Here is a 23649-nt window from a genome sequence, read left to right as displayed (position 1 = left end):
TGGACGGGTTGTCGACCCCCGGGAAGTCCATGCGCACCGTGCTCTCCGCCCTCTCCGTGCTGCTCGCCGTCGTGCTCGCCGCCGCGGCCGTTCCGGCCCTCTGGGTCGAGCGGAACATCGTCGACGAGGCCGGATTCGTCCGCCTCCTCTCGCCGCTGCGCGAGGACGAGGCGTTCTTCGACGCGCTCGGCACCTCGATCGCCACGACGGCCGTCTCCGCCTCGCGCGTGCCGGAGCCGCTCCGGCCGGCCTCCCAGGAGCTCGCCGCGGGCGTCGTCGACGGGCTCACCCAGGACGAGCGCTTCCCCGCTGCCTGGGACGAGACCCTGCGCGCGAGCCATGCTGCGAACTTCGGGCCGGACGCCCCGGTCGACGCCGTGACGCTCCAGCTGCGGCCCCTCGCCGACCTCGTGCTCGCGCGCGTGGGCGAGTCGCTCGGCCTCGACCTGCCCGAGGCCGGGAGCCTCGCGGTCCAGGCCGGTTCAGCCCAGCAGCGCACCGCCCTCACCGCAGTCCAGCACGCCGCCGCGCTCTCCGGGCCGCTCTGCGCCGGCGCCGTGCTGGCCCTCCTGCTCGGGCTGCTCGCCGCACGACGGCGGGGCGTCGCCCTCGCGTGGGCTGGCCTCGGCCTGCTGCTGGCGGCCGCGGTCCTGGGCGCGGGGACGTTCCTCGTCTCCTCCATTGCGGGCGCCCAGGCGGGCTCGGGGACAGTGTCGACGCTGTTCGCGCAGCGCGCCGGTCAGCTCGTGGCGGACGGCTTCGCACCATGGAACGCGGCGCTCGCGGTAGCCGGGGCTGTCCTCCTCCTGTCGGGAGGCATCCTCGGGGCGCGGCGGAGGCGGCAGCTCGCGCGCCGGTAGCATGGACGCATGACCTCCTCTCCCGTCGCCCTTTCCATGCCCACGGTCCCGCGGCGCCGCCGCACGCCCGAGGACGTGGCCCAGGCCGCCCCGGTCGTGGGGGAGAAGAAGGTGCTCCTGGCCGCCCCGCGCGGCTACTGCGCCGGCGTCGACCGTGCCGTGATCGCCGTCGAGAAGGCCCTCGAGCACTACGGGCCCCCCGTGTATGTGCGCAAGCAGATCGTGCACAACAGGCACGTCGTCGAGACCCTCGAGGCACGCGGCGCCATCTTCGTCGACGAGACCGACGAGGTCCCCGAGGGCGCCCTCGTGGTGTTCTCGGCGCACGGGGTGAGCCCCGCCGTCGTCAACTCCGCCGCCGATCGCGGCCTGCGCACCATCGACGCGACCTGCCCGCTCGTGACCAAGGTCCACCGTGAGGCCGTGCGCTTCGCCAGGAGCGACTACGAGATCCTGCTCATCGGCCACGAGGGCCACGAGGAGGTCGAGGGCACGTACGGAGAGGCGCCGGACCACACCCAGATCGTCAACTCCCCCGAGGAGGCGGACACGATCCAGGTCAGGGACCCGGACCGGCTCATCTGGCTCTCCCAGACCACGCTCTCGGTGGACGAGACGATGGAGACCGTGCGGCGCCTGCGCGAGCGCTTCCCTAACCTCCAGGACCCGCCGAGCGACGACATCTGCTACGCGACGAGCAACCGCCAGGCGGCGATCAAGAAGATCGCGCCGCAGGCGGACCTCGTGATCGTGGTCGGTTCAGCGAACTCCTCGAACTCGGTGCGCCTCGTCGAGGTGGCCCTCGAGTATGGCGCGAAGGCCGCCTACCGCGTCGACTTCGCCAACGAGGTCGACGAGTCCTGGTTCGAGGGGGTCGCGACCGTGGGCGTGACCTCCGGCGCGTCCGTGCCCGAGGTGCTCGTCCAGGACGTCCTGCGCCTTGCCTCCGAGTACGGCTATGGGACGGTCGAGGAGGTCGTCACGGCCGAGGAGGACATTCTCTTCTCCCTGCCCAAGGAGCTCCGCGCCACGCTCAAGGACGCCGGCGACGCGAGCCGCGGCCTCGGCGGCAGGGGCCAGCGCCCCCAGGGCTGAGCTCAGGCGGAGTCGCGCAGCCCGCCGTCGAGGCCCTCGACGTCTCCCGAGAGCCGGCGTCCGGCGAGCCCACTGTCCCGGAGCTGCTCCTCGTCGAGCAGCTCGCTCGCGCTCAGCACGCGCGGGGTCGACTCGAGCGGGGGCACCTCCGGGAGCGATTCGGCAGAACCCGGGTCGAGGGCGCTGATCCGCCGCGCGGTGGGCAGCACGCGGGATTCGAGGGTGCCCACGAAGCTGTTGTAGCGCTCGACCGAGGTCTTGAGCGACGCCCCGAGCTTGGCGACATGCCCGCCCATGGTGCCGAGCCGGCTGTACAGCTGCTGCGAGAGCTCGAACAGCTCGCGTGCGTTCTCCGTGAGTAGCTCCTGGCGCCAGCCGAAGGCCACGCCCTTGAGCAGGGCCATGAGGGTCGCGGGGGATGCGAGGGCAACGTTGCGGGCGAAGGCGTGGTCGAGGAGCCCCGGGTCCGTGCGCAGGGCCTCGGCGAGGAACGACTCGGCCGGGAGGAAGCACACGACGAGCTCGGGGCTCGCCCCGACCGCCTCCCAGTACTTCTTGGACCCGAGCGCATCCACGTGGGCACGCAGCGCCTTGGCGTGCTCGGCGAGGTGCCGCTCCCGCAGGGCCGCCCCGGCGGGGCTGGCATCCTGCGCGTGCTCCTGCGCCTTGAGGTACGCGCCCAGGGGCACCTTGGAGTCGACGACGATCCGCTTGCCGCCGGGAAGCGAGACCACAAGGTCCGGCCGGACGCCGCCCGACTCCCCGGATGCCGACACCTGCTCGGCGAAGTCCACGCGCTCGAGCATCCCCGCGGCCTCGACGACGCGCCGCAGCTGGACCTCGCCCCACGTGCCGCGCGAGGCGTTGTTGGCCAGCGCCGCCGTGAGCGCGTGCGCTGTATGCAGAAGGGCCGCGTCGGACTCCCGCGCCGCCTGGAGCTGCTGCGCGATCTGGCCGTACTGCTCGACCCGGTCCCGCTCGAGCAGGGCGACCTGCCGCTGGACGGCTCCGAGCTTCTCGGCCACGGGCGCGAGGGCGTGCAGGACCGTGTTCTCCTGCTCGTCGAGCGAGGTCAGCGCGGCGTTCTGCCGTGCGAGCAGGTCCCGCTCCGCGCTCGCGGCCGCGAGCCGGGCCTCCGCCGACGCGAGGCGCGACTGCAGCGCGGGCAGCCCCGCGCCGTCGTGCGCGGCCCGCCGCCGCTCCCACACCGCTCCGGCCAGCGCGCCCACGACCAGGGCGAGCAAAGCCACGAGCACCATCACGAGAGTCTGTGTTCCGTCCATGGCCCCACCCTCGCACGGGCGTCCGACAATCCTCGCGACGGTATGATGGATGACCGTGGCTCTCACTATCGGTATCGTCGGACTCCCCAACGTCGGCAAGTCGACGCTCTTCAACGCCCTGACCCGCAACCAGGTCCTCGCGGCGAACTACCCCTTCGCGACGATCGAGCCGAACGTCGGCGTCGTGAGCCTCCCAGACCCGCGCCTGAGCCAGCTCGCCGAGATCTTCGGCTCCCAGCGCATCCTGCCCGCGACCGTCTCCTTCGTCGACATCGCCGGCATCGTCAAGGGCGCCTCCGAGGGCGAGGGCCTCGGCAACCAGTTCCTCGCGAACATCCGCGAGGCGCAGGCCATCGCGCAGGTCATCCGCGTCTTCGACGACCCCGACGTCGTGCACGTCGACGGCAAGGTCGACCCGCGCTCCGACATGGAGACCATCCACACCGAGCTCATCCTCGCCGACCTCCAGACGCTCGAGAAGGCCATCCCGCGCGTCGAGAAGGAAGTGAAGATCAAGAAGCGCGAGGCCAGCGAGCTCGCGGCGATGCAGGCGGCCCAGAAGGTCCTCGAGCGCGGCGACACGATCTTCTCCTCGATCGCCTCCGACAAGCTCGACATGGCCGCGCTCAAGGATCTGAGCCTGCTGACCGCGAAGCCGTTCATCTACGTCTTCAACTGCGATGAGGGCGTGCTCGGCAGCCCCGAGAAGCAGGCCGAGCTGCGCGAGCTCGTCGCCCCGGCGGACTGCATCTTCCTCGACGCGAAGCTCGAGGCGGACCTCGTCGAGCTCTCCGAGGAGGAGGCCCGCGAGATGCTCGAGATGAACGGCCAGGAGGAGTCGGGCCTCGACCAGCTCGCCCGCGTCGGCTTCCACACGCTCGGCCTCCAGACGTACCTCACGGCCGGCCCCAAGGAGGCCCGCGCCTGGACGATCCGCCAGGGCGACACGGCCCCGCAGGCAGCCGGCGTGATCCACTCCGACTTCCAGCGCGGCTTCATCAAGGCCGAGGTCGTTCACTTCGACGACCTCATCGACGCCGGCTCGATGGCCGAGGCCAAGGCCCGCGGCAAGGTCCGCATCGAGGGCAAGGACTACGTCATGGCCGACGGCGACGTAGTGGAGTTCCGCTTCAACGTGTGATCTGGCCCCTTTTTGGCCTGAAATCACGCGGTTCAGCCTCTGCAGTGCGTCTGTGCAGGGCGTCCCGGACCGTCTGACCGCGGCTCGTTGCGGCCGGTCTGGGTTCGGGTTCGCGCAGGTCGAGCCTGCTCCACAGAGGGCAAGGACCACGCGGAGCGCGAAGGGGGCGGTGGAGACGAGTATGACGGCGACCATCGTTCCGGTGTCATTCATTCCTGACCACGCTCCAAAGGATGCCTGCCCGAGCAGCCTCAGGCGTAGGCGTTGCCAGCGTCTCTGGCCGGGTGGTCATGGAGGCTGAGACCGACGATGATCCAGCCCGCCCCGCACAGGGCATAGATCAGGGCGCCGAACCACAGCGGCAGCCAGTTGAGGGCGAACATCATCGGCCACAGCGGCAGGATGAAGAGCGCGACGGCGCCCAGCAGTATCAAGCCAGGCCCCAGCCGTCTCGGATGCTCCTGAAGGCCATCACCCTCTCTGGCCAGCAAAAGACCAGTGAGGATCAGGGCCACCCCGAGGACGGGCATGCCCAAGCTGACACCGGCAAAGGTCGGAGGGGAGAACCCGATGAGCAGACCCGCCACCGCGACGAGGCCGAGGACAAAGGCCAGCAGTGTGAGTATCCGGGCAGCGAACTTCAAAGCCCTGCGTCCCGTGCGGAGGGCAGACAGGAAGGAGAACGCCGCCCAAGCCGCCAGCAGGAGCGCAAGCGCGCCGGGAAGGTTGTAAAGCCCGAACAGCCCTGTGCTGACGATCACGGAGTAGCCGAGGTCCTCCCTCCACACGACGTCCGGTCCGGAGGGCATCAGAATGCGGAGGTATCCGTGGATGATCCAGAGCGCGCCTCCCGCTGCCATGGCCCAGACGACCGCACTGCCGCGGCCGAGCATCCGGTTGGCGAAATGCCACGTTGGGGCTTCCATGGCAGGTTCCTTCCTTGCTTGGGGACTTGTCGCCCCTAGTAGCCGCCCCGGTCGCATTCGGCCGTGAGCCCGCGGAGCGCTCCCGCGAGGTCCTCGGTGTCACTGGACCATGCCTTCTGTGCGACCGTCTGGGCGTGCTCGCGCCATGCCGTGAGCGTGCTCGGCAGGTCCTCCGCGAGGGCCGTGATGGTCGCGAGGGCTCCGACCGCGGTGCTGGCGTCGTCTGCCCACAACCGAGCTGCACCGCACATCCCGATCAGCTTCACGGCGGAGTTCCGGGACGGACGTACAGCCATCCCTGTTGGGCCATCAGCGCTCCACCAGTCGGGTGCGACCGCTGACCTCCACGCGCTGGCGGCGCAAAGGGCATCAGGCCGCTTCAGCCTCCCGGCTGGGCTTCCCGGTGCTCGGTGAGGATTTCGGACAGTGTGGCGAGGTTGGCGCGCACCTGTCGTGCGTACGCCTTGTTCACGAGGCCATCAGCTATGCGGCCGAACACCCCACCAAGGCCGGAACCGGCTTCGAGGCGGTACTCCACCCGGGTGCCCCCGGCCTCCGGGGCGAGGGTGTAGGTGCCGGTGAAGTCGATCTTCCCCTCCACGGACTTGATGGTCTGCTTCGTGGGGCGGTCCAGGTCGGTCACCTCGACAGTCCAGTCGAAGGTCCTGCCGAGAATCTTGCTCTTTCCCTTGAACCGGGACCCGACCTGCACGGGCCCGTCGCCTTGGAGTTCGCTGGTCAGGATGGTTGCGTCGTACTCGGGGAGGTGTGCGGGGTCGTTGAGGTAGTCGAAGACCTCCTCGGGCGGTACCGGGATAATGATGCTCTCTTCGGTGACGGGCATTGCCGTCTCCTTTCTTCAGAAGGGTGCCCTCGGCGGGCCACCCTTGCGCGGATCCGGGTCGTGCTCGCGAGGTGGCGTGCACGGTGTCCGGCGTTGTCCGGCATTGAGCGACTGACTCGTCGAGAGTGGGTGAATGGACGGCGCCCTGTGTGGGCTGGATGCGGTGTACCCCGGCCGGTCTGATCGTGGGCCGGTGGATTCGGGGGTAGCTCCGCCGAGCCGGTTCAGGCGCCGACTACGGGGGCGTGCCTGTGCCCGAGGTGGAGATCGCCCAGTGCCTCCCGCAGCATGAGGCCGCCGACGAGGGCCCACGCCAGCGCGGCGGGCACCGCGAAGAGCACGGCCGCGGTCTCGGTGTTGAAGAGGGGGAGGACCGCGCTTGTCACCATGGCCGCTATTGCTGCCCACCTTGGCACGATCCTCGTGACCAGGGCGTGGACGGCACCAGCGACGAGGCCAATCCACATAGCCCAGAATCCTCCGGCACCCAAGACCCACCATCCCCATGACTCGTTCGCGGTTCCCGCCAAGAAGACCCTGAACGCACTCAGGGATGCGAGTCCTGCCGCGACCAATGCCGCAGCGGTGATCGCCGCCCAGTAGCTCCGGCCCTTCGCCCGCGCCAAGGCGGCAAGTCCGAGGATGCCGATGACGGCGAGGAGGATTGAGGTCACGGCGAAGACTGCGACTGTTGGCGTGGTGATCCTATACGCCCCTGCGGTGCCCTCAGGGGCGAGGGACTCCATGTATGCCGCTGCAGCGCCGAGCAGGCCGCCAAGGACGGCTGCTGCGCCGCCCAAGGCGGCTAGGGTCGCTGATCTTGTGCTCATGTGGTGGGTGTTCGCGTGGGTTGTCATGATGACGAACCTCGTTCTTGGGGAGTATTCAGATGGCGCCATTGTGGGCGCGATGCGGTGTACCCCCAGCAGGCTCTCCGCAGGATGTGAGCGACTGTCCCAGACCGCTTCAAGTTATAACTCCAGCGTCTGGAATGACACAACCGACCAATCAGTCTCGTTGCCGACTTCGTTCCGGCCGAGATGACATAGCCGTGGAGCCCGGCTTCAGCGTCTGGTCCCAGCTGACTCCGGCAGGGGCGACGTGCGTGGTTGACCACGGCTGCCGCTCGTCGGAAGGTTGGGGCGTGGGCATCACACCAGCGGGACGGTCCTTGGCGATGCGGCTCGTCGGAGTGGGGGTGCCTGAGGACCTGGCCCTCGTGTTCGCCGAGGCGAGCACGAGCCCCGCTGGTGAGCGCACCGGGGATGCCGCCGCCTGCGTCCTCGAGCCGTCGGGTGCGCGGCAGGCCGTCCGTCACCTGGAGGAGCAGCTGGCCGGCAGCGTGCAGCCCCTCGGCAGGGTATTCACGCTGCTGGGCGTGGCTGCTCTGCTCTTCGGCGCGGAGGAGGGCTCCCGCATCGTGCTGCACTACATGCCCGCCGCCGTGAAGGCCCTGCAGGAGATGGCCGACGAGCCCGAGGACGCGCCCCGAGAGGACTCGCTGCTCGCATCCGCGGCCCGGGCGGAGCCGCTGATGCTCAAGGCCGCGCTGAAGCAGGCGGCCTCGTCGGATCCCCACTACGACCACCAGCTGTACATGGACGAGTCGGTCCTGCTGCCCGGGTTCATCGTGGCCGATCGGGACGGCGCGGAGCCGGTCGAGCTGAGCGGGGCCCTCGTGACGACCCCGAAGGAGATGATCTTCGTCCTCAGCGACGCCGTCCTGTCGGAGGCCACGGCGCGGCTGATCCCCGAGGGGCTGCTGGAGCACGGCACCCTGAGCTTCCGGCTGGAGGAGCTCACCGCCGCGACGTTCTACCTGCCCGACGCCTTCGGCGACGTGGGGGAGGCCTCGCGAGTGGACTTCGGGCCGTCCCCGGACGACGACGTGCACGCGCACTTCGAGCTCGAGGGCCACCGCCAGCTGAACGTGCGTCTGCTGTACGCCCGGTGGCCCGCCGGCAGGCAGGAGGGCCTGAGGCGGCGGCTCGCCGCCGTCGTGGAGCGCGTGGGGGACGCCTTGAACCGGTGAGGCACCAGAACATCAGTTTTTTATATTTGTGTGTGGTTCATCACAGATGGGTAACTCAGGATTGCGGCGCCATCAGGGGACTTCCTCGATGTGTCGTAGCCGAATTCACCCGGATGATGGAGAGAAAAACTATGCGGTTTGCAACGAAATCAATGGCAGGAGCGGCTCTGGCAAGCGGACTGCTGCTCACGGCCGGCCTCGCCCCGGCACACGCGCAGCAGTCGGGGCTGGTCAATGTCGAAGTCGGTGACGTCCTGAGCAACAACAACGTCAACATCGGCGTTGCGGCTCAGCTGGTCGCCAATGTCTGCCCGAGCGTGAACGTGGGCAACATTGCTGTGCTTGCGTCCCAGGCCGCGCGAAGCGGGTCGGCCACCGCCGTCTGCGAGGCCACCGGTGACACGATTAGAATCACCCAGGCGGCGGGCTAGTCCACGCTCGCCCCAACTGAAGGCTGCCACGCCCGGAGAGGCTGTGGCGGCCTTTTCTCATGCCGTTCTCGCGTGCCGCTAGGCTGGCAGGCACCGGCCGCCTTCGGCGGCAGCAGCCTAAGGGGAAGGCGGTCCGCTGTGTCTGTCATGGAACCCACTGCGAAGCTTGCCGATGAGACCGTCGAGGACCTCGAACGCTGGTGGCGGGCGGCGAACTACCTCTCCGTCGGCCAGATCTACCTGCGCGACAACCCGCTCCTGCGGCGCCCGCTCGAGGCCGCGGACGTCAAGGCCAGGCTCCTCGGCCACTGGGGCACAACGCCGGGGCTGAACTTCGTCTACGCCCACCTCAACCGCGCGATCATCGAGCGCGACCAGGCGATGCTCTTCGTCACGGGCCCGGGACACGGCGGCCCCGCGAACGTCGCGAACGCCTACCTCGAGGGCACCTACGCGGAGGTGTACACGCGCTTCGGCGACGACGAGGACTCCCTGCGCGAGCTCTTCCGCCAGTTCTCCTACCCTGGCGGCATCCCGAGCCACGCGGCGCCGGAGACGCCGGGGTCGATCAACGAGGGCGGAGAGCTCGGCTACTCGCTCGCCCACGCATTCGGCGCCGCCTTCGACAACCCGGACCTCGTGGCCGTGTGCGTCGTGGGCGACGGCGAGGCCGAGACCGGCCCGCTCGCGGGCAGCTGGCAGTCCACGGCCTTCCTCGACCCCGTGCACGACGGCGCCGTCCTGCCGGTCCTGCACCTCAACGGGTACAAGATCGCGAACCCCACGGTCCTTGCCCGCCGGCCCGAGGAGCAGGTCCGCGCGTACTTCGAGGGCCTCGGCTGGGCGCCGCGCTTCGTCGCCGTGGAGGACCCCCAGGACCACCCGGCCGCCCACCGGGCCTTCGCCGCCGCCCTCGACGACTGCCTCGACGAGATCGCGGACATCCAGCGCCGCGCCCGGACCGGGCCCGGGCGTCTCTCGGGGGAGGCCCCCGAGCCGTGGCCCATGATCGTGCTCCGCTCGCCCAAGGGCTGGACCGGGCCAGGGGAGGTGGACGGCCAGCAGGTCGAGGGCACGTGGCGGGCGCACCAGGTCCCGCTGTCCGGCATCCACGAGGATCCGGGCCACCTGGCCCTCCTCGAGGAGTGGCTGCGCTCCTACCGCCCCGAGGAGCTCTTCGCGGACGACGGCGCGCGCTCGCTGGAGCTGGGAAGGCTCGCCCCCAGCGGCGACCGCCGGATGAGCGCGACGCCGCACGCGAACGGGGGCCGGCTCCTTACCGACCTCAGGCTCCCCGACGCGGCGGCGCACATGGTCCCGGTGGAGGCGCCCGGCGTCGTCCGTGAAGGGGCGATGGGGAACCTCGGCGGGTGGCTGCGCGAGGTGATCCGCGCCAACCCCACCACCTTCCGGCTCTTCGGCCCGGACGAGACCGCCTCCAACCGCCTCCAGTCCGTCTACGAGGCCACGGACAAGGCCTGGCAGGAGCGCATCGACGACGTCGACGAGCACCTCGCGCGGGCCGGGCGCGTCATGGAGGTCCTGAGCGAGCACCTGTGCCAGGGATGGCTCGAGGGCTACCTCCTCACAGGCCGGCACGGCGTGCTCACCTCCTACGAGGCGTTCGTGCACATCGTCGACTCGATGTTCAACCAGCACGCCAAGTGGCTCAAGGTGCATCGCCAGCTCCCGTGGCGCATGCCTGTCGCGTCGCTGACCTACCTGCTCTCGAGCCACGTGTGGCAGCAGGACCACAACGGCTTCTCGCACCAGGACCCGGGCTTCATCGACCACGTGGTCAACAAGAAGGCCGAGGTCGTGCGTGTCTACCTGCCCGTGGACGCGAACACCCTCGTGGCCACGATGGACCACTGTCTGCGCAGCCGGGACTACGTCAACATCGTGGTGGCGGGCAAGGCGCCCGCCCTGCAGTGGCTCGGGTCGGAGGAGGCCAAGCTGCACTGCGCCCGCGGGATCGGCGTCTGGGACTTCGCCGGCAGCGAAGTGCCCGGCCAGGAGCCGGACGTCGTGCTCGGCTGCGCGGGCGACGTGCCGACCGTGGAGGCGGTCGCGGCCGCGCAGCTCCTGCGCCGGGACCTGCCCGAGCTGAGGGTCAGGGTCGTGAACGTCGTGGACCTCATGCGCCTCCAGGATGAGCGCGAGCACCCGCACGGCCTGCAGGACCGCGAGTTCGACGCGCTCTTCACGGTGGACAGGCCCATCGTGTTCGCGTACCACGGCTACCCCTGGCTCATCCACCGTCTCACGTACCGCCGCAGGAACCACGGGAACCTCCACGTGCGCGGCTACATCGAGGAGGGCACGACGACGACTCCCTTCGACATGGCGATGCTCAACCGGATCGACCGGTACCACCTCGCGATCGACGTCATCGACCGGGTGGCCGGGCTCGCCGTCCGGAGCGCCTCGGTCCGGCAGCGCTACGAGGACGCCCTCGAGCGCGCCAGGGCCCACACGCGCGAGCACGGCGAGGACCCGGCGGAGATCCGCGACTGGACCCTCGAAGGGCCCTGAGCGCGGCTCCGATCGCGGCGCTGCCGGTGCGGAGGGACTGATTGACGACGGCATGCTACCGCCGGGTATGGTCCCGGCGGCCGCCGAGGATCTGATTGGGAATCTCCAATCGCACACCGCTGCGGCCCTCCGCAAGAGACGGAACCTGAAAGATATGTTGCATCTCTATAACGACCGTGATCTGAAACGTGACTTTCGTAGCCAGTCGGCGCCCTGCGCGTCTAGGCTGTCGAACATGTGAGGCGGGCCACGCCTTCCGTGGGGGGAGGGGCCGTCTGGCCGGGGCCGATCCCGGCTCCATCACACACAAGCAAAATAGGAGGCGGAATGCGTTTCGGGCGTATTTCCAAGGCGATCGGGCTCGCGGCCGCGACGGCGCTCGCACTCAGCGCCTGCGCGACCCAGGGGTCCGGCCAGGGGGCCACCCCCACAGGCCAGGCCAGCGCCAAGCAGGGCGGCACAGTTACTGTCGCGGAGACCAACGGCTTCAGCAGCTTCAATCCCCTGACCGCCGACGGCAACGTCGACGTCAATGGCCACATCGGCTACGCGACGCACTCGAGCTTCATCTACATCGACAACAAGCTGAACATCGTGCGAAACGAGAAGTTCGGCAAGTACGAGAAGCTCTCGGACGATCCGCTCACCGTCAAGTACACGGTCAACGAGGGTGTGAAGTGGTCCGACGGCACCCAGGTCAGCGCTGCCGACCTCGTTCTCTCCTGGGCCTCGGGCTCGGCCTACTACGACGACTCCAAGAAGGAGGGCGAGACCACCACCGGAACGGTCTACTTCCAGACCGCCGCGGACACCTCCGGCCTCAACCTCACGGAGTTCCCGGAGCTGGGATCGGATGGCCGGAGCATCACGCTGAAGTACTCCAAGCCCTACGCTGACTGGGAGCTCGCCTTCAGCTTCCCGGGCAACGGCGGAGTGGACGTCCCGGCGCACGTCGTGGCCAAGAAGGCCGGCCTCGCGGACGCCCAGGCCCTCGTGGACCTGCTCAAGGGCATCAAGCGCGGCGATCCTGACAATCCGGCACCGCCGAATGACACCCTCAAGAAGGTCGGCGAGGTGTGGAACACGGCCTTCGACTCGAAGACCCTCCCGGCGGACACGAGCCTCTTCCTCTCCAACGGCCCCTTCATCGTCAAGGACGTCGTCCCCGAGCAGTCGGTGACCCTCGTCCGGAACAAGGACTACAACTGGGGCCCCATGCCCAACGTGGACCAGATCGTCGTCCGGACGATCGGCAGCGCCCCCGCGCAGGTTCAGGCTCTGAAGAACGGCGAGGTCGACGTGGTCAACCCGCAGGCCTCGGCTGACACTGTCGAGCAGCTCAAGGCCATCCCGGGGGTCACGCTCCTCCAGGGCAAGCAGCTCGCGTACGACCACCTCGACCTCAACTACTACGGGGTCTTCGCGGACCAGGATGTGCGGACTGCCTTCATGCTGACCGTTCCGCGCAAGGACATCGTGGACAAGATCATCAAGAAGATCGACCCCGAAGCCTCGCCGCTGGACTCGCAGCTCTTCGTGCCAGACCAGGCGGCCTACGCCGACTCGGTGAAGAACAACGGCTCCTCGGCCTACCAGAGCGTGGACATCGAGAAGGCGAAGCAGCTCCTCGCGGGCAAGACCCCTGAGGTACGCATCATGTACAACAAGGACAACCCCAACCGGGCTGACGCCTTCTCGCTCATCCGCGAGTCCGCCGAAAAGGCAGGCTTCAAGGTCGTCGACGGCGGGCTGGGCAAGGCCGACTGGAGCAAGGCCCTGGGCAACGGCACCTACGACGCGTCCATCTTCGGCTGGATCAACTCGGGCGTCGGTGTCAGCGGAACCCCGCAGATCTTCAAGACGGGCGCGGGCTCCAACTTCAACAAGTTCTCGGACCCCGAGGCGGACAAGCTCATGGACGAGCTCGTCGTGACCACTGACAAGTCGAAGCAGGATGACCTCCAGCAGCAGATCGACAAGCGCATCTGGTCCACGAGCTATGGGCTGCCCCTCTTCCAGTCGCCGGATATCAAGGCGTACTCGGACAAGGTCGACGGCGTGAAGGAGATGCCCAACCAGACGGGTGTCTGGTGGAACCTCTGGGAGTGGTCGGTCAAGTAGTCCGCCGGCTCGACCACACGAAGCGCCGGGGCTGAGCGTCATGGCCCCGGCGCTTCCGGCGTCCATCGCACCTTCTTTTTCGATCCACGAGGGACAAACCCACCATGGTGACCTACGTTGTCCGGCGGCTCATCACGGCCGCCTTCATCCTCCTCGGCGCCTCATTCCTGGTCTACAACCTGACGGCGATCTCTGGAGACCCCCTTGAGGAGTTCCGGGCCAGCAACGCCCCGAACGCGCCCCAGCTCATGCAGGCCCGCAGCGAGCTCCTCGACCTCGACACGCCCGCGCCGGTCCGGTACTTCAAGTGGCTCGGCGGCGCGGCCCAGTGCCTCGTGCCTTTCGCGGGCCGATGCGACCTCGGCCGCAGCATCTCCGGCCAGCCGATCACGGAGGCCCTCGGCATCGCACTCGTCCAGACGCTCACCCTCGTGACGGCGGCGACGGTCCTGGCGATCCTCATGGGCATCGCCCTCGGCATCGTCACGGCCCTGCGCCAGTACAGCGCCCTCGACTATGGCGTGACCTTCATGGCCTTCCTCTTCTTCTCCCTGCCGATCTTCTGGGTCGCCGTCCTGCTCAAGGAGTACGGCGCGATCGGCTTCAACAACTTCCTGCGCGAGCCCGAGATCCCCTGGTACATCGCGGCAGGGATCGGCGCCGTCGTCGGCCTCGTCGCCGCGGTCGCCGTGGGCGGCGAGCCCAAGCGGCGCGCGATCATCGGCGGCAGCGCCTTCGCGTTCGTGACAGCGCTGCTCATCCTCGCCTCCATCACCCGCTGGTTCCGCTTCCCCGGGCTCGGCCTCGCGGTCATCCTGCTCGCCGGCGTCGGCCTCGCGTTCGCCGTGGCCGTCCTCGTGGCGGGGCTGAACAACCGGCGCGCGCTGTATGCCGGCCTCACCACCGTCGGCATCGGCCTGGCCGCCTACTTCCCGGTCCAAGGGCTGCTGAACCTCGCGACGCCGCTCATGATCCTCCTCCTCGCGATCGCGACCGTGCTCGTCGGCGTTGGCGTCGGCTGGGCCTTCGGCGGGTACGACCGGGGCCAGAACATGCGGGTCGGGGGCATCACGGCCTTCCTCGTCGGAGGCATGATCGTCCTGGACCGCTTCCTGCAGGCCTGGCCGGCCTACTTCGACAACGGCAAGATCCGCGGCCGGCCGATCGCGACGATCGGCGCCCAGACACCGAATCTGGACGGTGACTTCTGGATCTCGGGCATCGATTCGTTCACCCACCTCGTCCTGCCGACTGTCGCTCTCATCCTCGTCTCGCTCGCGAGCTACACGCGGTTCACGCGCTCGTCGATGCTCGAGGTCATGAACATGGACTACATCCGTACGGCCCGGGCGAAGGGCGTGAGCGAGCGCGCCGTCGTCATGCGCCACGCGTTCCGCAACGCGCTCATCCCGATTGCGACCGTCGTGGCCTTCGACATCGGTGCGCTCATCGGCGGCGCCGTCATCACCGAGACGGTCTTCGGCGTGCGCGGCATGGGCTTCATGTTCCTCGACGGGATCTTCCACGTGGACCCCAACCCGGTCATGGGCGTCTTCGTGTGCGTCGCCATCACCGCGATGGTCTTCAACCTCATCGCCGACGTCGCCTACTCGGCCCTCGACCCACGCGTAAGGGTGAAGTGACATGTCCCAGCCATCCCAGCAGAATGAGCTGATCGCCGAGCGCGAGATCCTCGCCGAGCCGGCTGCGTCCGCACCGCTGCGCGGCGAGACCAAGGGCCTGAGCCAGGGCCAGATCGTCCGCAGGCGCTTCTTCGGCCACACAGGGGCCCTCGTCGGCCTCGTCGCCTTCGCCGCCATCCTCCTGCTCGCCTTCACGTCGGTCGGCTGGGGCCCGATCCCCGGCTGGTGGAAGTACAACCACGAGCAGGTCACCCCCCTCGTCAACGACGGCCAGCCCACGCTCACGCTGTGGCCACTCGCGGCCGGCGAGCACCCCTTCGGACAGGACCGGATCGGCCGCGACCTCTTCGCCATGACCATGCGCGGGGCGCAGCAGTCCATCACGGTCATGCTCATCATCGGGCTCGTGGCGGGCTTCATCGGCGTCCTCGTCGGCTCCCTCGCGGGCTATTTCCGCGGCTGGGTCGAGGCGATCCTCATGCGGCTCACCGACGTGGTCATCATCATCCCCGCGCTGCTCCTCGCGGCCGTCATGTCCCGCACCGCCGGCCGGCGCGACGCCGACAGCTGGTTCAGCTCCTTCGCGGCGACCAATGGCGTCGTGGTCCTGGGCATCTTCCTGGGCCTCGTGCTGTGGGTGGGCCTCGCGCGGCTCGTTCGCGGCGAGTTCCTCACGCTCCGGGAGCGCGAGTTCGTCGACGCGGCCCGCATTTCCGGGGCGTCCAACCTGCGGATCATCTTCAAGCACATCCTGCCCAACGCAGTCGGCGTCGTGATCGTCAACGTCACGCTCACCATGAGCGCCGCGATCCTCCTCGAGACCGCGCTGAGCTACCTCGGCGTCGGCGTCAAGGCCCCGGACACGTCCCTCGGCCTGCTCATCTCGCAGAACCAGGAGGCGTTCTCGACGCGGCCCTGGCTGTTCTGGTGGCCCGGCCTGTTCATCGTGCTCATCTGCCTGAGCATCAACTTCATCGGCGACGGCCTGCGCGACGCGTTCGACCCGCGGCAGAAGAAGTTCAACGCCAAGCGGGCCGTTGCGAGGGCCGGTGCTCCGTCGTCTGGGCCAATCGCGGGCACGACGCCGGTCGTCGCCCCGGGCGTGGCAGGCACCACCGCGGGGGCCGGGACGCCGGACGGCGCGGTGACGCCCAACGGCGCCGGGCCCGGCCCGGAGGGCCGCAGCTGATGTGCGGGCCCGCGATCCGGCCGCAGGCCTCAGGCGGCGCCGAGCGTGGCCACCGACGCCGCGGCGAGCACGAGCGTGGCCGCGAGCTCGCGCCACGCGATGCGCTTCGCGACGGGCGTCTCGTCCGTGCGGCCGGCGTGCGCGCTGCCGGAGGCGAGGGCTTCTGCCCAGCGGGAGCGCACGAGCGCGGCCGCCTGGCCGGAGTCGGTGTGCTTGAGGTCGCCCGGCCGGACGGAGCGCGCCGGGCCGTAGGTGGTCTCGGGCAGCCCGTCGAGGTGCTCGGGCCGCGCGTTCCGGGCACCCCAGACGCCGGGCGCCGGCGCCGCCCACGCCGTGAAGCGGCCGTGGTCCGTGATGAGCGTGAGGGCGTACTTCGTGTCGACGTGCGCGAGGGCATCCCACGGCACGCCGATGCTGCGGAACGGGTTGCGCAGCTCGACGCCGGCGTCGCTCACGAGCACCGCGGGACGCCAGAACAGGACCCACCCCCCGGCGCCGAGCAGGGCGAGCGGCGCGACGAAGCGCAGCCCGGCGAGGCCCGCCGTCGTGAGCGTCACGGCGAGGCCGAACGCGGCCAGGCCCCACGAGAGCCACGCGAGCACCTTGTTGCTGCGCGCGGTGAAGGTCTCGGTCCGGCCGGTGTGGCTCAGGGCATGCATGCCCCCATGAAACAGGATTCGCCCGGGGACGGCGAACGCGGGCACCGCGGCTGTACCCCGACAACGGCGACGCACGGAAGGACGGTCTGACGATGGCGGAGAACCTTGGACGGGCCGGCGGCCCGCGGCAGGGCCCAGCCGGAAACGGAGACGCTGAGGCGACGGGGAGGACCGAGAGGGTCGGCGCCCCGCTCGTCAAGGGTGAGAAGGTGCTCGAGGTCCGCGGCCTGAGCGTGGACTTCGGCGTCGAGAAGGAGTGGATCCCCGCCGCGATCGGCCTCGACTACGAGGTCCGCGCGGGCGAGGTCCTCGCGATCGTCGGCGAGTCGGGCTCCGGGAAGTCGGCGAGCTCGATGGCGCTCCTGGGCCTCCTGCCCTCCAACAGCCGCGTCTCGGGCAGCGTCCGCCTCTCCGGCCAGGAGCTCCTCGGCAAGGACCAGAGCCGCGTCCGGCAGGTCCGCGGCAAGGACGTCGCCGTGATCTTCCAGGAGCCCATGACGGCGCTCAATCCCGTGTACACAATCGGGAGCCAGATCGTCGAGACCGTGCGGCTGCACAACCCCGTCTCCCCGGACGAGGCGAAGGAGCGGGCCCTGCGGATGCTCGAGCTCGTCGAGCTCCCCGACCCGGAGAAGGCGTACAAGTCCTACCCGCACCAGCTCTCGGGCGGCCAGCGCCAGCGCGCCATGATCGCCCAGTCGCTCTCGTGCGATCCCAAGCTGCTCATCGCGGACGAGCCCACGACGGCCCTCGACGTGACCGTGCAGGCCGAGATCCTCGACCTCATGCGGCACCTCAAGGACAAGCTCAACTCAGCCGTCATCCTCATCACCCACGACATGGGCGTGGTCGCCGACCTCGCCGACCGGATCGCCGTCATGCGCAAGGGCGTCATCGTCGAGACGGGCACCGCGGAGCAGGTCTTCTCGGCGCCCCGGCACGAGTACACCCAGGCGCTGCTCGCGGCCGTGCCGCACCTCGGGCAGGGCAGCGAGGCCGATGCTGACGTGGACATCACCGCGGCGCTCGCCTCGGCGACCGGCGTCGAGCTCGCTGTGGTTGACGCCGAGGAGCTGGCCGCGCGCGAGCGCGAGAACGAGGCGGCGCTCGCCTCGGTGACCGACGTGGAGGCCGAGCAGGGGCGGCGGGGGACCCCGGTGCTCGAGCTGCGCGACGTCGCGATCGAGTACCCCAAGCAGGGTCGCGTGCCGGCGTTTCGCGCGGTCGAGGGCGCGAACCTCACGGTCTACCCGGGGCAGGTCGTGGGGCTCGTGGGGGAGTCGGGCTCTGGCAAGACGACGATCGGCCGCGCCGCCGTCGGACTGCTCGACGTCGCCGAGGGCTCGCTCAAGGTCGTGGGCACCGAGATCTCGGGCCTGAGGCGGAACTCGCGCGAGCTGCACGCGCTGCGGCGCTCCGTGGGCATGGTCTTCCAGGACCCGTCGTCGTCGCTCAACCCGCGCCTGCCGATCGGCGAGTCGATCGGCGAGCCCATGCTCCTCGCGGGCGTCGCGAAGGGGGCGGCCCTCCAGCAGCGCGTCGAGACGCTCCTGGACCAGGTCGAGCTCCCGCGCTCGTACCGCAACCGCTACCCGCACGAGCTCTCCGGCGGGCAGAAGCAGCGCGTGGGCATCGCGCGGGCGCTCGCGCTCGAGCCCAAGCTCATGGTGGCCGACGAGCCGACGTCCGCCCTCGACGTCTCCGTCCAGGCCAAGGTCCTCGAGCTCTTCCAGGGCCTGCAGCGGGAGCTGGGCTTCGCGTGCCTCTTCGTCACGCACGATCTCGCCGTCGTGGACGTCCTCGCGGACCACATCTGCGTCATGCAGCGCGGTCGGATCGTCGAGCAGGGCTCGCGCGACGCGATCCTGCGCAACCCGCAGGAGACGTACACGCAGCGCCTCCTCGCGGCCGTCCCGCTGCCGGACCCCGAGAAGCAGCGCGAGCGGCGGGAGCTGCGCGAGCTGCTCGCGGCGAGCGGCATCGAGTAGGCCGGGGGAGGGGCCGTCGGCGGTTGGGCGGCCCGCACAGGACAGGGCCGTCGGCGGAGCCCCGGCCCGCACAGGACAGGGCCGTCGGCGGAGCCCCGGCCCGCACAGGACAGGGCCGTCGGCGGAGCCCCGGCCCGCACAGGACAGGGCCGTCGGCGGAGCCCCGGCCCGCACAGTAAAATAGTGGATGCTGGCCTGCTGAGGGTCCGCTCCGCTGTGCCGTCCGCCGCCCGGACGCGCCGGGACCCCGCCGTCGAAATGAATCGAGCCTTTACGTATGTCTGAAACCGTCCTGGCGTCGCGCACCGATCTGCGCAACGTCGCCATCGTCGCGCACGTCGACCACGGGAAGACCACCCTCGTGGACGCCATGCTCAAGCAGACCAACTCCTTCGCCGCGCACGGCGAGGTCGAGGACCGCGTGATGGACTCCGGCGACCTCGAGCGCGAGAAGGGCATCACGATCCTCGCCAAGAACACCACGGTGCGCTATGCCGGACCGGCGGCGGCCGAGGTCGGCGAGCCCGAGGGCATCACGATCAACGTCATCGACACCCCCGGCCACGCCGACTTCGGCGGCGAGGTCGAGCGCGGCCTGTCGATGGTCGACGGCGTCGTCCTCCTCGTCGACGCGTCCGAGGGCCCGCTGCCGCAGACCCGCTTCGTGCTGCGCAAGGCGCTCGCGGCGCACAAGCCCGTCATCCTCGTGGTCAACAAGACCGACCGCCCCGACGCGCGCATCGACGAGGTGGTCCACGAGACCATGGACCTCCTCCTCGGCCTGGCCTCTGACCTCGCGGACGAGGTCCCGGACCTCGACCTCGACAAGGTCCTCGACGTCCCGGTCGTGTACGCCGCCGCCCGCGTCGGCGCGTCCTCGCTCGAACAGCCGGCCGACGGCGCCGTGCCGGGCAACGACAACCTCGAGCCGCTGTTCGAGACGATCCTCAAGCACATCCCGGCCCCGACGTACGACCCTGAGGGCGTCCTCCAGGCGCACGTGACCAACCTCGACGCGTCGCCGTTCCTCGGCCGCCTCGCGCTCCTGCGCATCTACAACGGCACGCTCCGCAAGGGCCAGCAGGTCGCGTGGGCACGCCAGGACGGCACGCTCAAGACGGTCAAGATCACCGAGCTGCTCGCCACGAAGGCGCTCGACCGCGTCCCGGCCGAGTCCGCGGGCCCCGGCGAGATCGTCGCCGTCGCCGGCATCGAGGACATCACGATCGGCGAGACGCTCACCGACGCCGAGACCCCGCAGCCGCTGCCGCTCATCACGGTCGACGACCCGGCGATCTCGATGACGATCGGCATCAACACCTCCCCGCTCGCGGGGAAGGTCAAGGGCGCGAAGGTCACCGCGCGCCAGGTCAAGGACCGCCTCGACAAGGAGCTGATCGGCAACGTCTCGATCCGGGTCCTGCCGACCGAGCGCCCCGACGCGTGGGAGGTCCAGGGCCGCGGCGAGCTCGCCCTCGCCATCCTCGTCGAGCAGATGCGCCGCGAGGGCTTCGAGCTCACCGTCGGCAAGCCGCAGGTCGTGACCAAGAAGGTCGACGGCCAGGTCCTCGAGCCGATGGAGCACATGACCATCGACGTGCCCGAGGAGTACCTCGGCGCCGTGACGCAGCTCCTCGCCGCGCGCAAGGGCCGCATGACCAACATGTCCAACCACGGCACCGGCTGGGTCCGCATGGAGTTCATGGTCCCCGCGCGCGGGCTCATCGGCTTCCGGACGAAGTTCCTCACCGAGACCCGCGGCGCCGGCATCGCGTCCTCGATCTCCGAGGGCTATGAGCCGTGGGCCGGCGAGATCGAGTACCGCACCAACGGCTCGCTCGTGGCCGACCGCGCGGGCGTCGCGACCCCGTTCGCGATGATCAACCTCCAGGAGCGCGGCACCTTCTTCGTCCAGCCCACGGCCGAGGTGTACGAGGGCATGATCGTCGGCGAGAACTCGCGCGCCGACGACATGGACGTGAACATCACCAAGGAGAAGAAGCTCACGAACATGCGCTCCTCCACGGCGGACTCCTTCGAGGGCCTCACCCCGCCGAAGACCCTCACGCTCGAGGAGTCCCTCGAGTTCGCCCGCGAGGACGAGTGCGTCGAGATCACGCCCGAGGACATCCGCATCCGCAAGGTCATCCTCGACGCGAACGAGCGCATCAAGGCCGCGCGCGCCCGCGCCCGCGCCTGACCCCCAGGGGTTCTGGCCCCGACCGGGCGCACGACGACGAGCGGCGGCTTCCGCACGGAAGCCGCCGCTCGTCGTCGTCCGGGCCGAGACGCCTCAGGCGGTGGGGTCGCGGTGGTGGGCGATCATGAGCGAGGTGGGCTCGCCGTCCGGGTCGCTCGGCATGGCGCGGTACTCCTCGACAACGTCCCGCAGCTTGGCGAGCATCTCCTCGCGGTGCCTCGCGTTGAGCTTGAGCCCGAGCCGCCAGACCTCGATGTCCTCGGGCGCGAGCTCCGCGGTCTCCTGGATGAACGTCTCGATGAGGATCGGCGCGACGCCCTCGACCTGCTGGCCCCACGAGCGCCGCGTGGCCAGGTAGGGCACCTCGCGGGCGCCGCGCGTTCCCCGGCGCTCGTCCTGCGCCTCGAGGAAGCCAGTCGCCACGAGCGTGCGGACGTGGTGCAGGCACGAGGCCGGATTGATCCCGAGCAGCCCGGCGATCTCCTTGTTCGTGCGCGCCTGGTGGAGGCACAGCCGCAGGATGCGCAGGCGCAGCGGGGAGCTGAGCGCCCGGGCCTTCGCGGCGTCGTCGGTCGGAGCCATGCAGCAACTCTAGGCCTTGAGTGATTGACTTTTGCCAATCACTGGGCGCAGGCTGGGCGCATGCGGCCAGCCACGCGCCCCACAGCCGGCACTCCGCTCGGGCGGAACCGATCCTTCCTCGCCCTCTGGGGCGGCCAGGGCATCAGCCAGCTCGGCGTCCAGCTCGGGCAGCTGGCCCTGCCGGTCCTCGCGGTGGCCGTGCTGGGCGCGGGGGAGATGGAGCTGGGCGCGCTCAATGCCGCGGGGACGGCCGCGTTCCTCGTTGTCGGGCTGCCGGCCGGGGCGTGGGTGGACCGCTGGCTCAAGCGCCGCACGATGATCCGCGCCGACCTCATGCGCATGGCCGCCATGCTCGCGGTCCCCGCCCTCTGGGCGATCGGCCAGCTCGAGATCTGGCACCTCTATGCCGTCGCCGCAGTGGTCGGCGTCGCGACGGTCTTCTTCGACGTCGCCTACCAGAGCTACCTCCCGCACCTCGTCGAGCGGGAGCAGGTCCCGGCGGCCAACGGCCGGCTCGAGGCGACGGCCCAGGTCGCCCGGCTCGGCGGCCCTGCCCTCGGCGGCGCGCTCCTGGCCGCCGTGAGCGCGCCCGTGCTCTTCCTCGCCGAGGGCGCCGGCTACCTCGCCTCCGCCCTCTTCCTCGGCCGGGTGCGGGACCGCGAGGAGCCCGCGCCGCGCGCCGAGCGCACCCGCCTCGCCGCCGAGATCCGCGAGGGCGCGGCCTTCGTGGCCGGCCACCCGCTGATCCGCCGCGTGGCCCTTTCGACGGCGGGCTTCAACCTCTTCTCCTCGGTCGTGTTCGTGCTCGCGCCGCTCGTCGTGCTGCGCGAGCTCGCCCTCGGTCCCGCGGGGCTGGGCCTCATGCTCTCCGTCGGCTCGGTCGGCGGCATCCTCGGCGCCCTGGCCGTGCCCCGGCTCGCGCGCCTGGCCGGCGAGGGCGCGCTCATCCCGCTCGGCGGGCTGCTCGGCGTCGCGGGCATCGCCCTCGTCCCGCTGGCCCTCGCCGCCGAGGGGGCCACGGCCCTCGCGATGCTGTGCGCCGGGGAGGCCGTCATGGCCTTCGGCGTCATCGTCTACAACGTCATGCAGGTGAGCATGCGCCAGCGCGTGTGCCCGCCGCGGCTGCTCGGGCGCATGAACGCCTCGATCCGCTTCCTCGTGTGGGGCGTCATGCCGGTCGGATCGCTCGCGGGAGGCTGGCTCGGGGAGCACCTCGGCCTGGCCCCGACGCTCTGGGTCGGCGTGGCCGGCCAGGTGCTCGCGCTCGCGCCCGTCCTCGTGGGCCCGTTCTTCGCCCTGCGCGTGCTCCCGGATGCCGTGACGAGCGACGCCGCGCGGAGGGGAGCAGAGGGCAGCGCCGCCGCCGGGAGGGGAGAGCGCTAGGCCCGCGGGCCGGCGTCGTGCGCCCCGAAGCGCGGGGCGCGCCGCGGCGGCGGAGGCGGGACGGGCTTGGCCGCGACCACGTCGGCGAGGCGCACGACGACGTCGCCCCGGCGGGTGCGCACGCTCGCCTCGTCCGGGGTGCAGGAGAGCAGCTCGCCGAGCGCGTCGGTGAAGCCCTCGTCGAGGCGGTAGCGCACGACGACGCGGGTGCCCGGAGGCAGGCTCCGCAGGGCTGCGGCAGGGGAGGCTGGCGAATCCGGCACGCTCCATCGTAGGCATGCCATGCGGCCCGCACTGCCGGGGCCGGATGCTACGCCACGTGTCCGGGTGGATTGGCGTCTCCAGGCCGGGGATAATAGGCTCGTTCGGCCGCGGGAGAGCGGGGGATGAGACAAGAGAGGGTGGCACCGTGACCTACGTGATCGCACAGCCGTGCGTGGATGTGAAGGACAAGGCCTGCATCGAGGAATGCCCGGTCGACTGCATCTACGAGGGTGAGCGGTCCCTGTACATCCACCCGGACGAGTGCGTCGACTGCGGTGCGTGCGAGCCCGTCTGCCCTGTCGAGGCCATCTACTACGAGGACGACGTCCCCGACGAGTGGGCCGACTACTACAAGGCCAACGTCGAGTTCTTCGACGACCTCGGCTCGCCCGGCGGCGCCGCCAAGGTCGGCAACACGGGCAAGGACCACGCCCTCATCGCGGCCCTGCCGCCGCAGAACCAAGACCACTGAG

General features: G+C 70.2%; 21 protein-coding genes. 13 read left to right on the top strand and 8 right to left on the bottom strand.

The genetic code is table 11. The features are described from left to right. Positions 1–8 precede the first annotated feature (8 nt). On the top strand, positions 9–860 hold the full coding sequence (locus ACUYMY_RS12490) for a hypothetical protein (RefSeq protein WP_481703867.1): 852 nt from the start codon (positions 9–11) through the stop codon (positions 858–860). Between the two features lie 9 nt (positions 861–869). Continuing rightward, entirely contained in the window at positions 870–1955 is a 1086-nt protein-coding gene (locus ACUYMY_RS12485) for a 4-hydroxy-3-methylbut-2-enyl diphosphate reductase (RefSeq protein WP_481703866.1), read from the top strand. Positions 1956–1957: 2 nt separating this feature from the next. Here ACUYMY_RS12485 and ACUYMY_RS12480 read toward each other — a convergent pair whose 3' ends face one another. After that, positions 1958–3238, bottom strand: coding sequence for a DNA recombination protein RmuC (locus ACUYMY_RS12480; RefSeq protein ID WP_481703865.1), 1281 nt, complete (start codon positions 3236–3238; stop codon positions 1958–1960). Between the two features lie 55 nt (positions 3239–3293). Between ACUYMY_RS12480 and ychF the strand changes: the two genes are divergently transcribed. Next, entirely contained in the window at positions 3294–4379 is a 1086-nt protein-coding gene (gene ychF / locus ACUYMY_RS12475; RefSeq protein WP_481703864.1) for a redox-regulated ATPase YchF, read from the top strand. A gap of 251 nt (positions 4380–4630) precedes the next feature. Here ychF and ACUYMY_RS12470 read toward each other — a convergent pair whose 3' ends face one another. The 4 genes from ACUYMY_RS12470 to ACUYMY_RS12455 all read right to left on the bottom strand — a co-directional run bounded on the left by ACUYMY_RS12470 (position 4631) and on the right by ACUYMY_RS12455 (position 7006). Continuing rightward, positions 4631–5305 carry a hypothetical protein gene (locus tag ACUYMY_RS12470; protein ID WP_481703863.1) on the bottom strand — a complete coding sequence of 225 codons (675 nt, stop codon included), beginning with the start codon at positions 5303–5305 and terminating at the stop codon, positions 4631–4633. Positions 5306–5340: 35 nt separating this feature from the next. Further along, positions 5341–5556, bottom strand: coding sequence for a hypothetical protein (locus ACUYMY_RS12465; RefSeq protein ID WP_481703862.1), 216 nt, complete (start codon positions 5554–5556; stop codon positions 5341–5343). A gap of 128 nt (positions 5557–5684) precedes the next feature. Beyond that, entirely contained in the window at positions 5685–6149 is a 465-nt protein-coding gene (locus tag ACUYMY_RS12460) for an SRPBCC family protein (protein WP_481703861.1), read from the bottom strand. Positions 6150–6373: 224 nt separating this feature from the next. Then, complete coding sequence (locus ACUYMY_RS12455; protein WP_481703860.1) at positions 6374–7006, bottom strand: hypothetical protein; 633 nt, start codon at positions 7004–7006, stop codon at positions 6374–6376. A gap of 287 nt (positions 7007–7293) precedes the next feature. On the opposite strand from ACUYMY_RS12455, the gene ACUYMY_RS12450 reads away from it, so the two are divergent. The 6 genes from ACUYMY_RS12450 to ACUYMY_RS12425 all read left to right on the top strand — a co-directional run bounded on the left by ACUYMY_RS12450 (position 7294) and on the right by ACUYMY_RS12425 (position 16100). Continuing rightward, complete coding sequence (locus tag ACUYMY_RS12450) at positions 7294–8181, top strand: hypothetical protein (RefSeq protein ID WP_481703859.1); 888 nt, start codon at positions 7294–7296, stop codon at positions 8179–8181. 131 nt (positions 8182–8312) lie between these two features. Continuing rightward, entirely contained in the window at positions 8313–8612 is a 300-nt protein-coding gene (locus tag ACUYMY_RS12445) for a hypothetical protein (protein ID WP_481703858.1), read from the top strand. Positions 8613–8759: 147 nt separating this feature from the next. Next, on the top strand, positions 8760–11147 hold the full coding sequence (locus tag ACUYMY_RS12440) for a phosphoketolase family protein (protein WP_481703857.1): 2388 nt from the start codon (positions 8760–8762) through the stop codon (positions 11145–11147). 327 nt (positions 11148–11474) lie between these two features. Further along, positions 11475–13268 (top strand): ABC transporter family substrate-binding protein, encoded by a 1794-nt coding sequence (locus ACUYMY_RS12435; RefSeq protein ID WP_481703856.1) that lies wholly within the window; start codon positions 11475–11477, stop codon positions 13266–13268. 104 nt (positions 13269–13372) lie between these two features. Further along, on the top strand, positions 13373–14911 hold the full coding sequence (locus tag ACUYMY_RS12430) for an ABC transporter permease (RefSeq protein WP_481703855.1): 1539 nt from the start codon (positions 13373–13375) through the stop codon (positions 14909–14911). 1 nt (position 14912) lies between these two features. Then, positions 14913–16100 carry an ABC transporter permease gene (locus ACUYMY_RS12425; RefSeq protein WP_481703854.1) on the top strand — a complete coding sequence of 396 codons (1188 nt, stop codon included), beginning with the start codon at positions 14913–14915 and terminating at the stop codon, positions 16098–16100. 29 nt (positions 16101–16129) lie between these two features. On the opposite strand, the gene ACUYMY_RS12420 is transcribed toward ACUYMY_RS12425, so the two are convergent. Then, positions 16130–16759, bottom strand: coding sequence for a PH domain-containing protein (locus ACUYMY_RS12420; RefSeq protein WP_481703853.1), 630 nt, complete (start codon positions 16757–16759; stop codon positions 16130–16132). A gap of 92 nt (positions 16760–16851) precedes the next feature. On the opposite strand from ACUYMY_RS12420, the gene ACUYMY_RS12415 reads away from it, so the two are divergent. Both ACUYMY_RS12415 and typA read left to right on the top strand, forming a co-directional pair. Continuing rightward, on the top strand, positions 16852–18747 hold the full coding sequence (locus ACUYMY_RS12415) for an ABC transporter ATP-binding protein (RefSeq protein ID WP_481703852.1): 1896 nt from the start codon (positions 16852–16854) through the stop codon (positions 18745–18747). Between the two features lie 277 nt (positions 18748–19024). After that, positions 19025–20947, top strand: a complete 1923-nt coding sequence (gene typA / locus ACUYMY_RS12410; RefSeq protein WP_481703851.1) for a translational GTPase TypA — start codon at positions 19025–19027, stop codon at positions 20945–20947. A gap of 93 nt (positions 20948–21040) precedes the next feature. Here the strand turns inward: typA and ACUYMY_RS12405 are convergent, their stop codons facing one another. Then, entirely contained in the window at positions 21041–21529 is a 489-nt protein-coding gene (locus ACUYMY_RS12405) for a helix-turn-helix domain-containing protein (RefSeq protein WP_481703850.1), read from the bottom strand. Between the two features lie 60 nt (positions 21530–21589). Here ACUYMY_RS12405 and ACUYMY_RS12400 point away from each other — a divergent pair, with 60 nt between their 5' ends. Next, positions 21590–22912, top strand: a complete 1323-nt coding sequence (locus ACUYMY_RS12400; RefSeq protein ID WP_481703849.1) for an MFS transporter — start codon at positions 21590–21592, stop codon at positions 22910–22912. Here ACUYMY_RS12400 and ACUYMY_RS12395 read toward each other — a convergent pair. After that, the gene (locus ACUYMY_RS12395) at positions 22909–23175 is read right to left on the bottom strand and encodes a putative acetyltransferase (RefSeq protein WP_481703848.1); all 267 of its coding nucleotides are present in this window, start codon (positions 23173–23175) and stop codon (positions 22909–22911) included. The genes ACUYMY_RS12400 and ACUYMY_RS12395 overlap by 4 nt on opposite strands. Positions 23176–23321: 146 nt before the next feature. Here ACUYMY_RS12395 and fdxA point away from each other — a divergent pair, with 146 nt between their 5' ends. Continuing rightward, positions 23322–23648: a ferredoxin gene (gene fdxA, locus ACUYMY_RS12390; protein WP_481703847.1), complete on the top strand. Its 327-nt coding sequence runs from the start codon at positions 23322–23324 to the stop codon at positions 23646–23648. The last annotated feature ends 1 nt before the right edge of the window (position 23649 follow it).

Source organism: Sinomonas sp. T428B, from assembly GCF_056780155.1.
The sequence above is the reverse complement of the archived record's forward strand: the minus strand, read 5'-3'. Positions and strand labels throughout refer to the sequence as shown.

Coding starts and splice junctions, on each gene's coding strand:
- ACUYMY_RS12485 (WP_481703866.1), top strand. CDS start 870: ATGACCTCCTCTCCCGTCGCCCTTTCCATGCCCACGGTCCCGCGGCGC.
- ACUYMY_RS12480 (WP_481703865.1), bottom strand. CDS start 3,238: ATGGACGGAACACAGACTCTCGTGATGGTGCTCGTGGCTTTGCTCGCC.
- ACUYMY_RS12470 (WP_481703863.1), bottom strand. CDS start 5,305: ATGGAAGCCCCAACGTGGCATTTCGCCAACCGGATGCTCGGCCGCGGC.
- ACUYMY_RS12465 (WP_481703862.1), bottom strand. CDS start 5,556: ATGTGCGGTGCAGCTCGGTTGTGGGCAGACGACGCCAGCACCGCGGTC.
- ACUYMY_RS12460 (WP_481703861.1), bottom strand. CDS start 6,149: ATGCCCGTCACCGAAGAGAGCATCATTATCCCGGTACCGCCCGAGGAG.
- ACUYMY_RS12455 (WP_481703860.1), bottom strand. CDS start 7,006: ATGACAACCCACGCGAACACCCACCACATGAGCACAAGATCAGCGACC.
- ACUYMY_RS12445 (WP_481703858.1), top strand. CDS start 8,313: ATGCGGTTTGCAACGAAATCAATGGCAGGAGCGGCTCTGGCAAGCGGA.
- ACUYMY_RS12440 (WP_481703857.1), top strand. CDS start 8,760: ATGGAACCCACTGCGAAGCTTGCCGATGAGACCGTCGAGGACCTCGAA.
- ACUYMY_RS12435 (WP_481703856.1), top strand. CDS start 11,475: ATGCGTTTCGGGCGTATTTCCAAGGCGATCGGGCTCGCGGCCGCGACG.
- ACUYMY_RS12430 (WP_481703855.1), top strand. CDS start 13,373: ATGGTGACCTACGTTGTCCGGCGGCTCATCACGGCCGCCTTCATCCTC.
- ACUYMY_RS12425 (WP_481703854.1), top strand. CDS start 14,913: ATGTCCCAGCCATCCCAGCAGAATGAGCTGATCGCCGAGCGCGAGATC.
- ACUYMY_RS12420 (WP_481703853.1), bottom strand. CDS start 16,759: ATGCATGCCCTGAGCCACACCGGCCGGACCGAGACCTTCACCGCGCGC.
- ACUYMY_RS12415 (WP_481703852.1), top strand. CDS start 16,852: ATGGCGGAGAACCTTGGACGGGCCGGCGGCCCGCGGCAGGGCCCAGCC.
- typA (WP_481703851.1), top strand. CDS start 19,025: ATGTCTGAAACCGTCCTGGCGTCGCGCACCGATCTGCGCAACGTCGCC.
- ACUYMY_RS12405 (WP_481703850.1), bottom strand. CDS start 21,529: ATGGCTCCGACCGACGACGCCGCGAAGGCCCGGGCGCTCAGCTCCCCG.
- ACUYMY_RS12400 (WP_481703849.1), top strand. CDS start 21,590: ATGCGGCCAGCCACGCGCCCCACAGCCGGCACTCCGCTCGGGCGGAAC.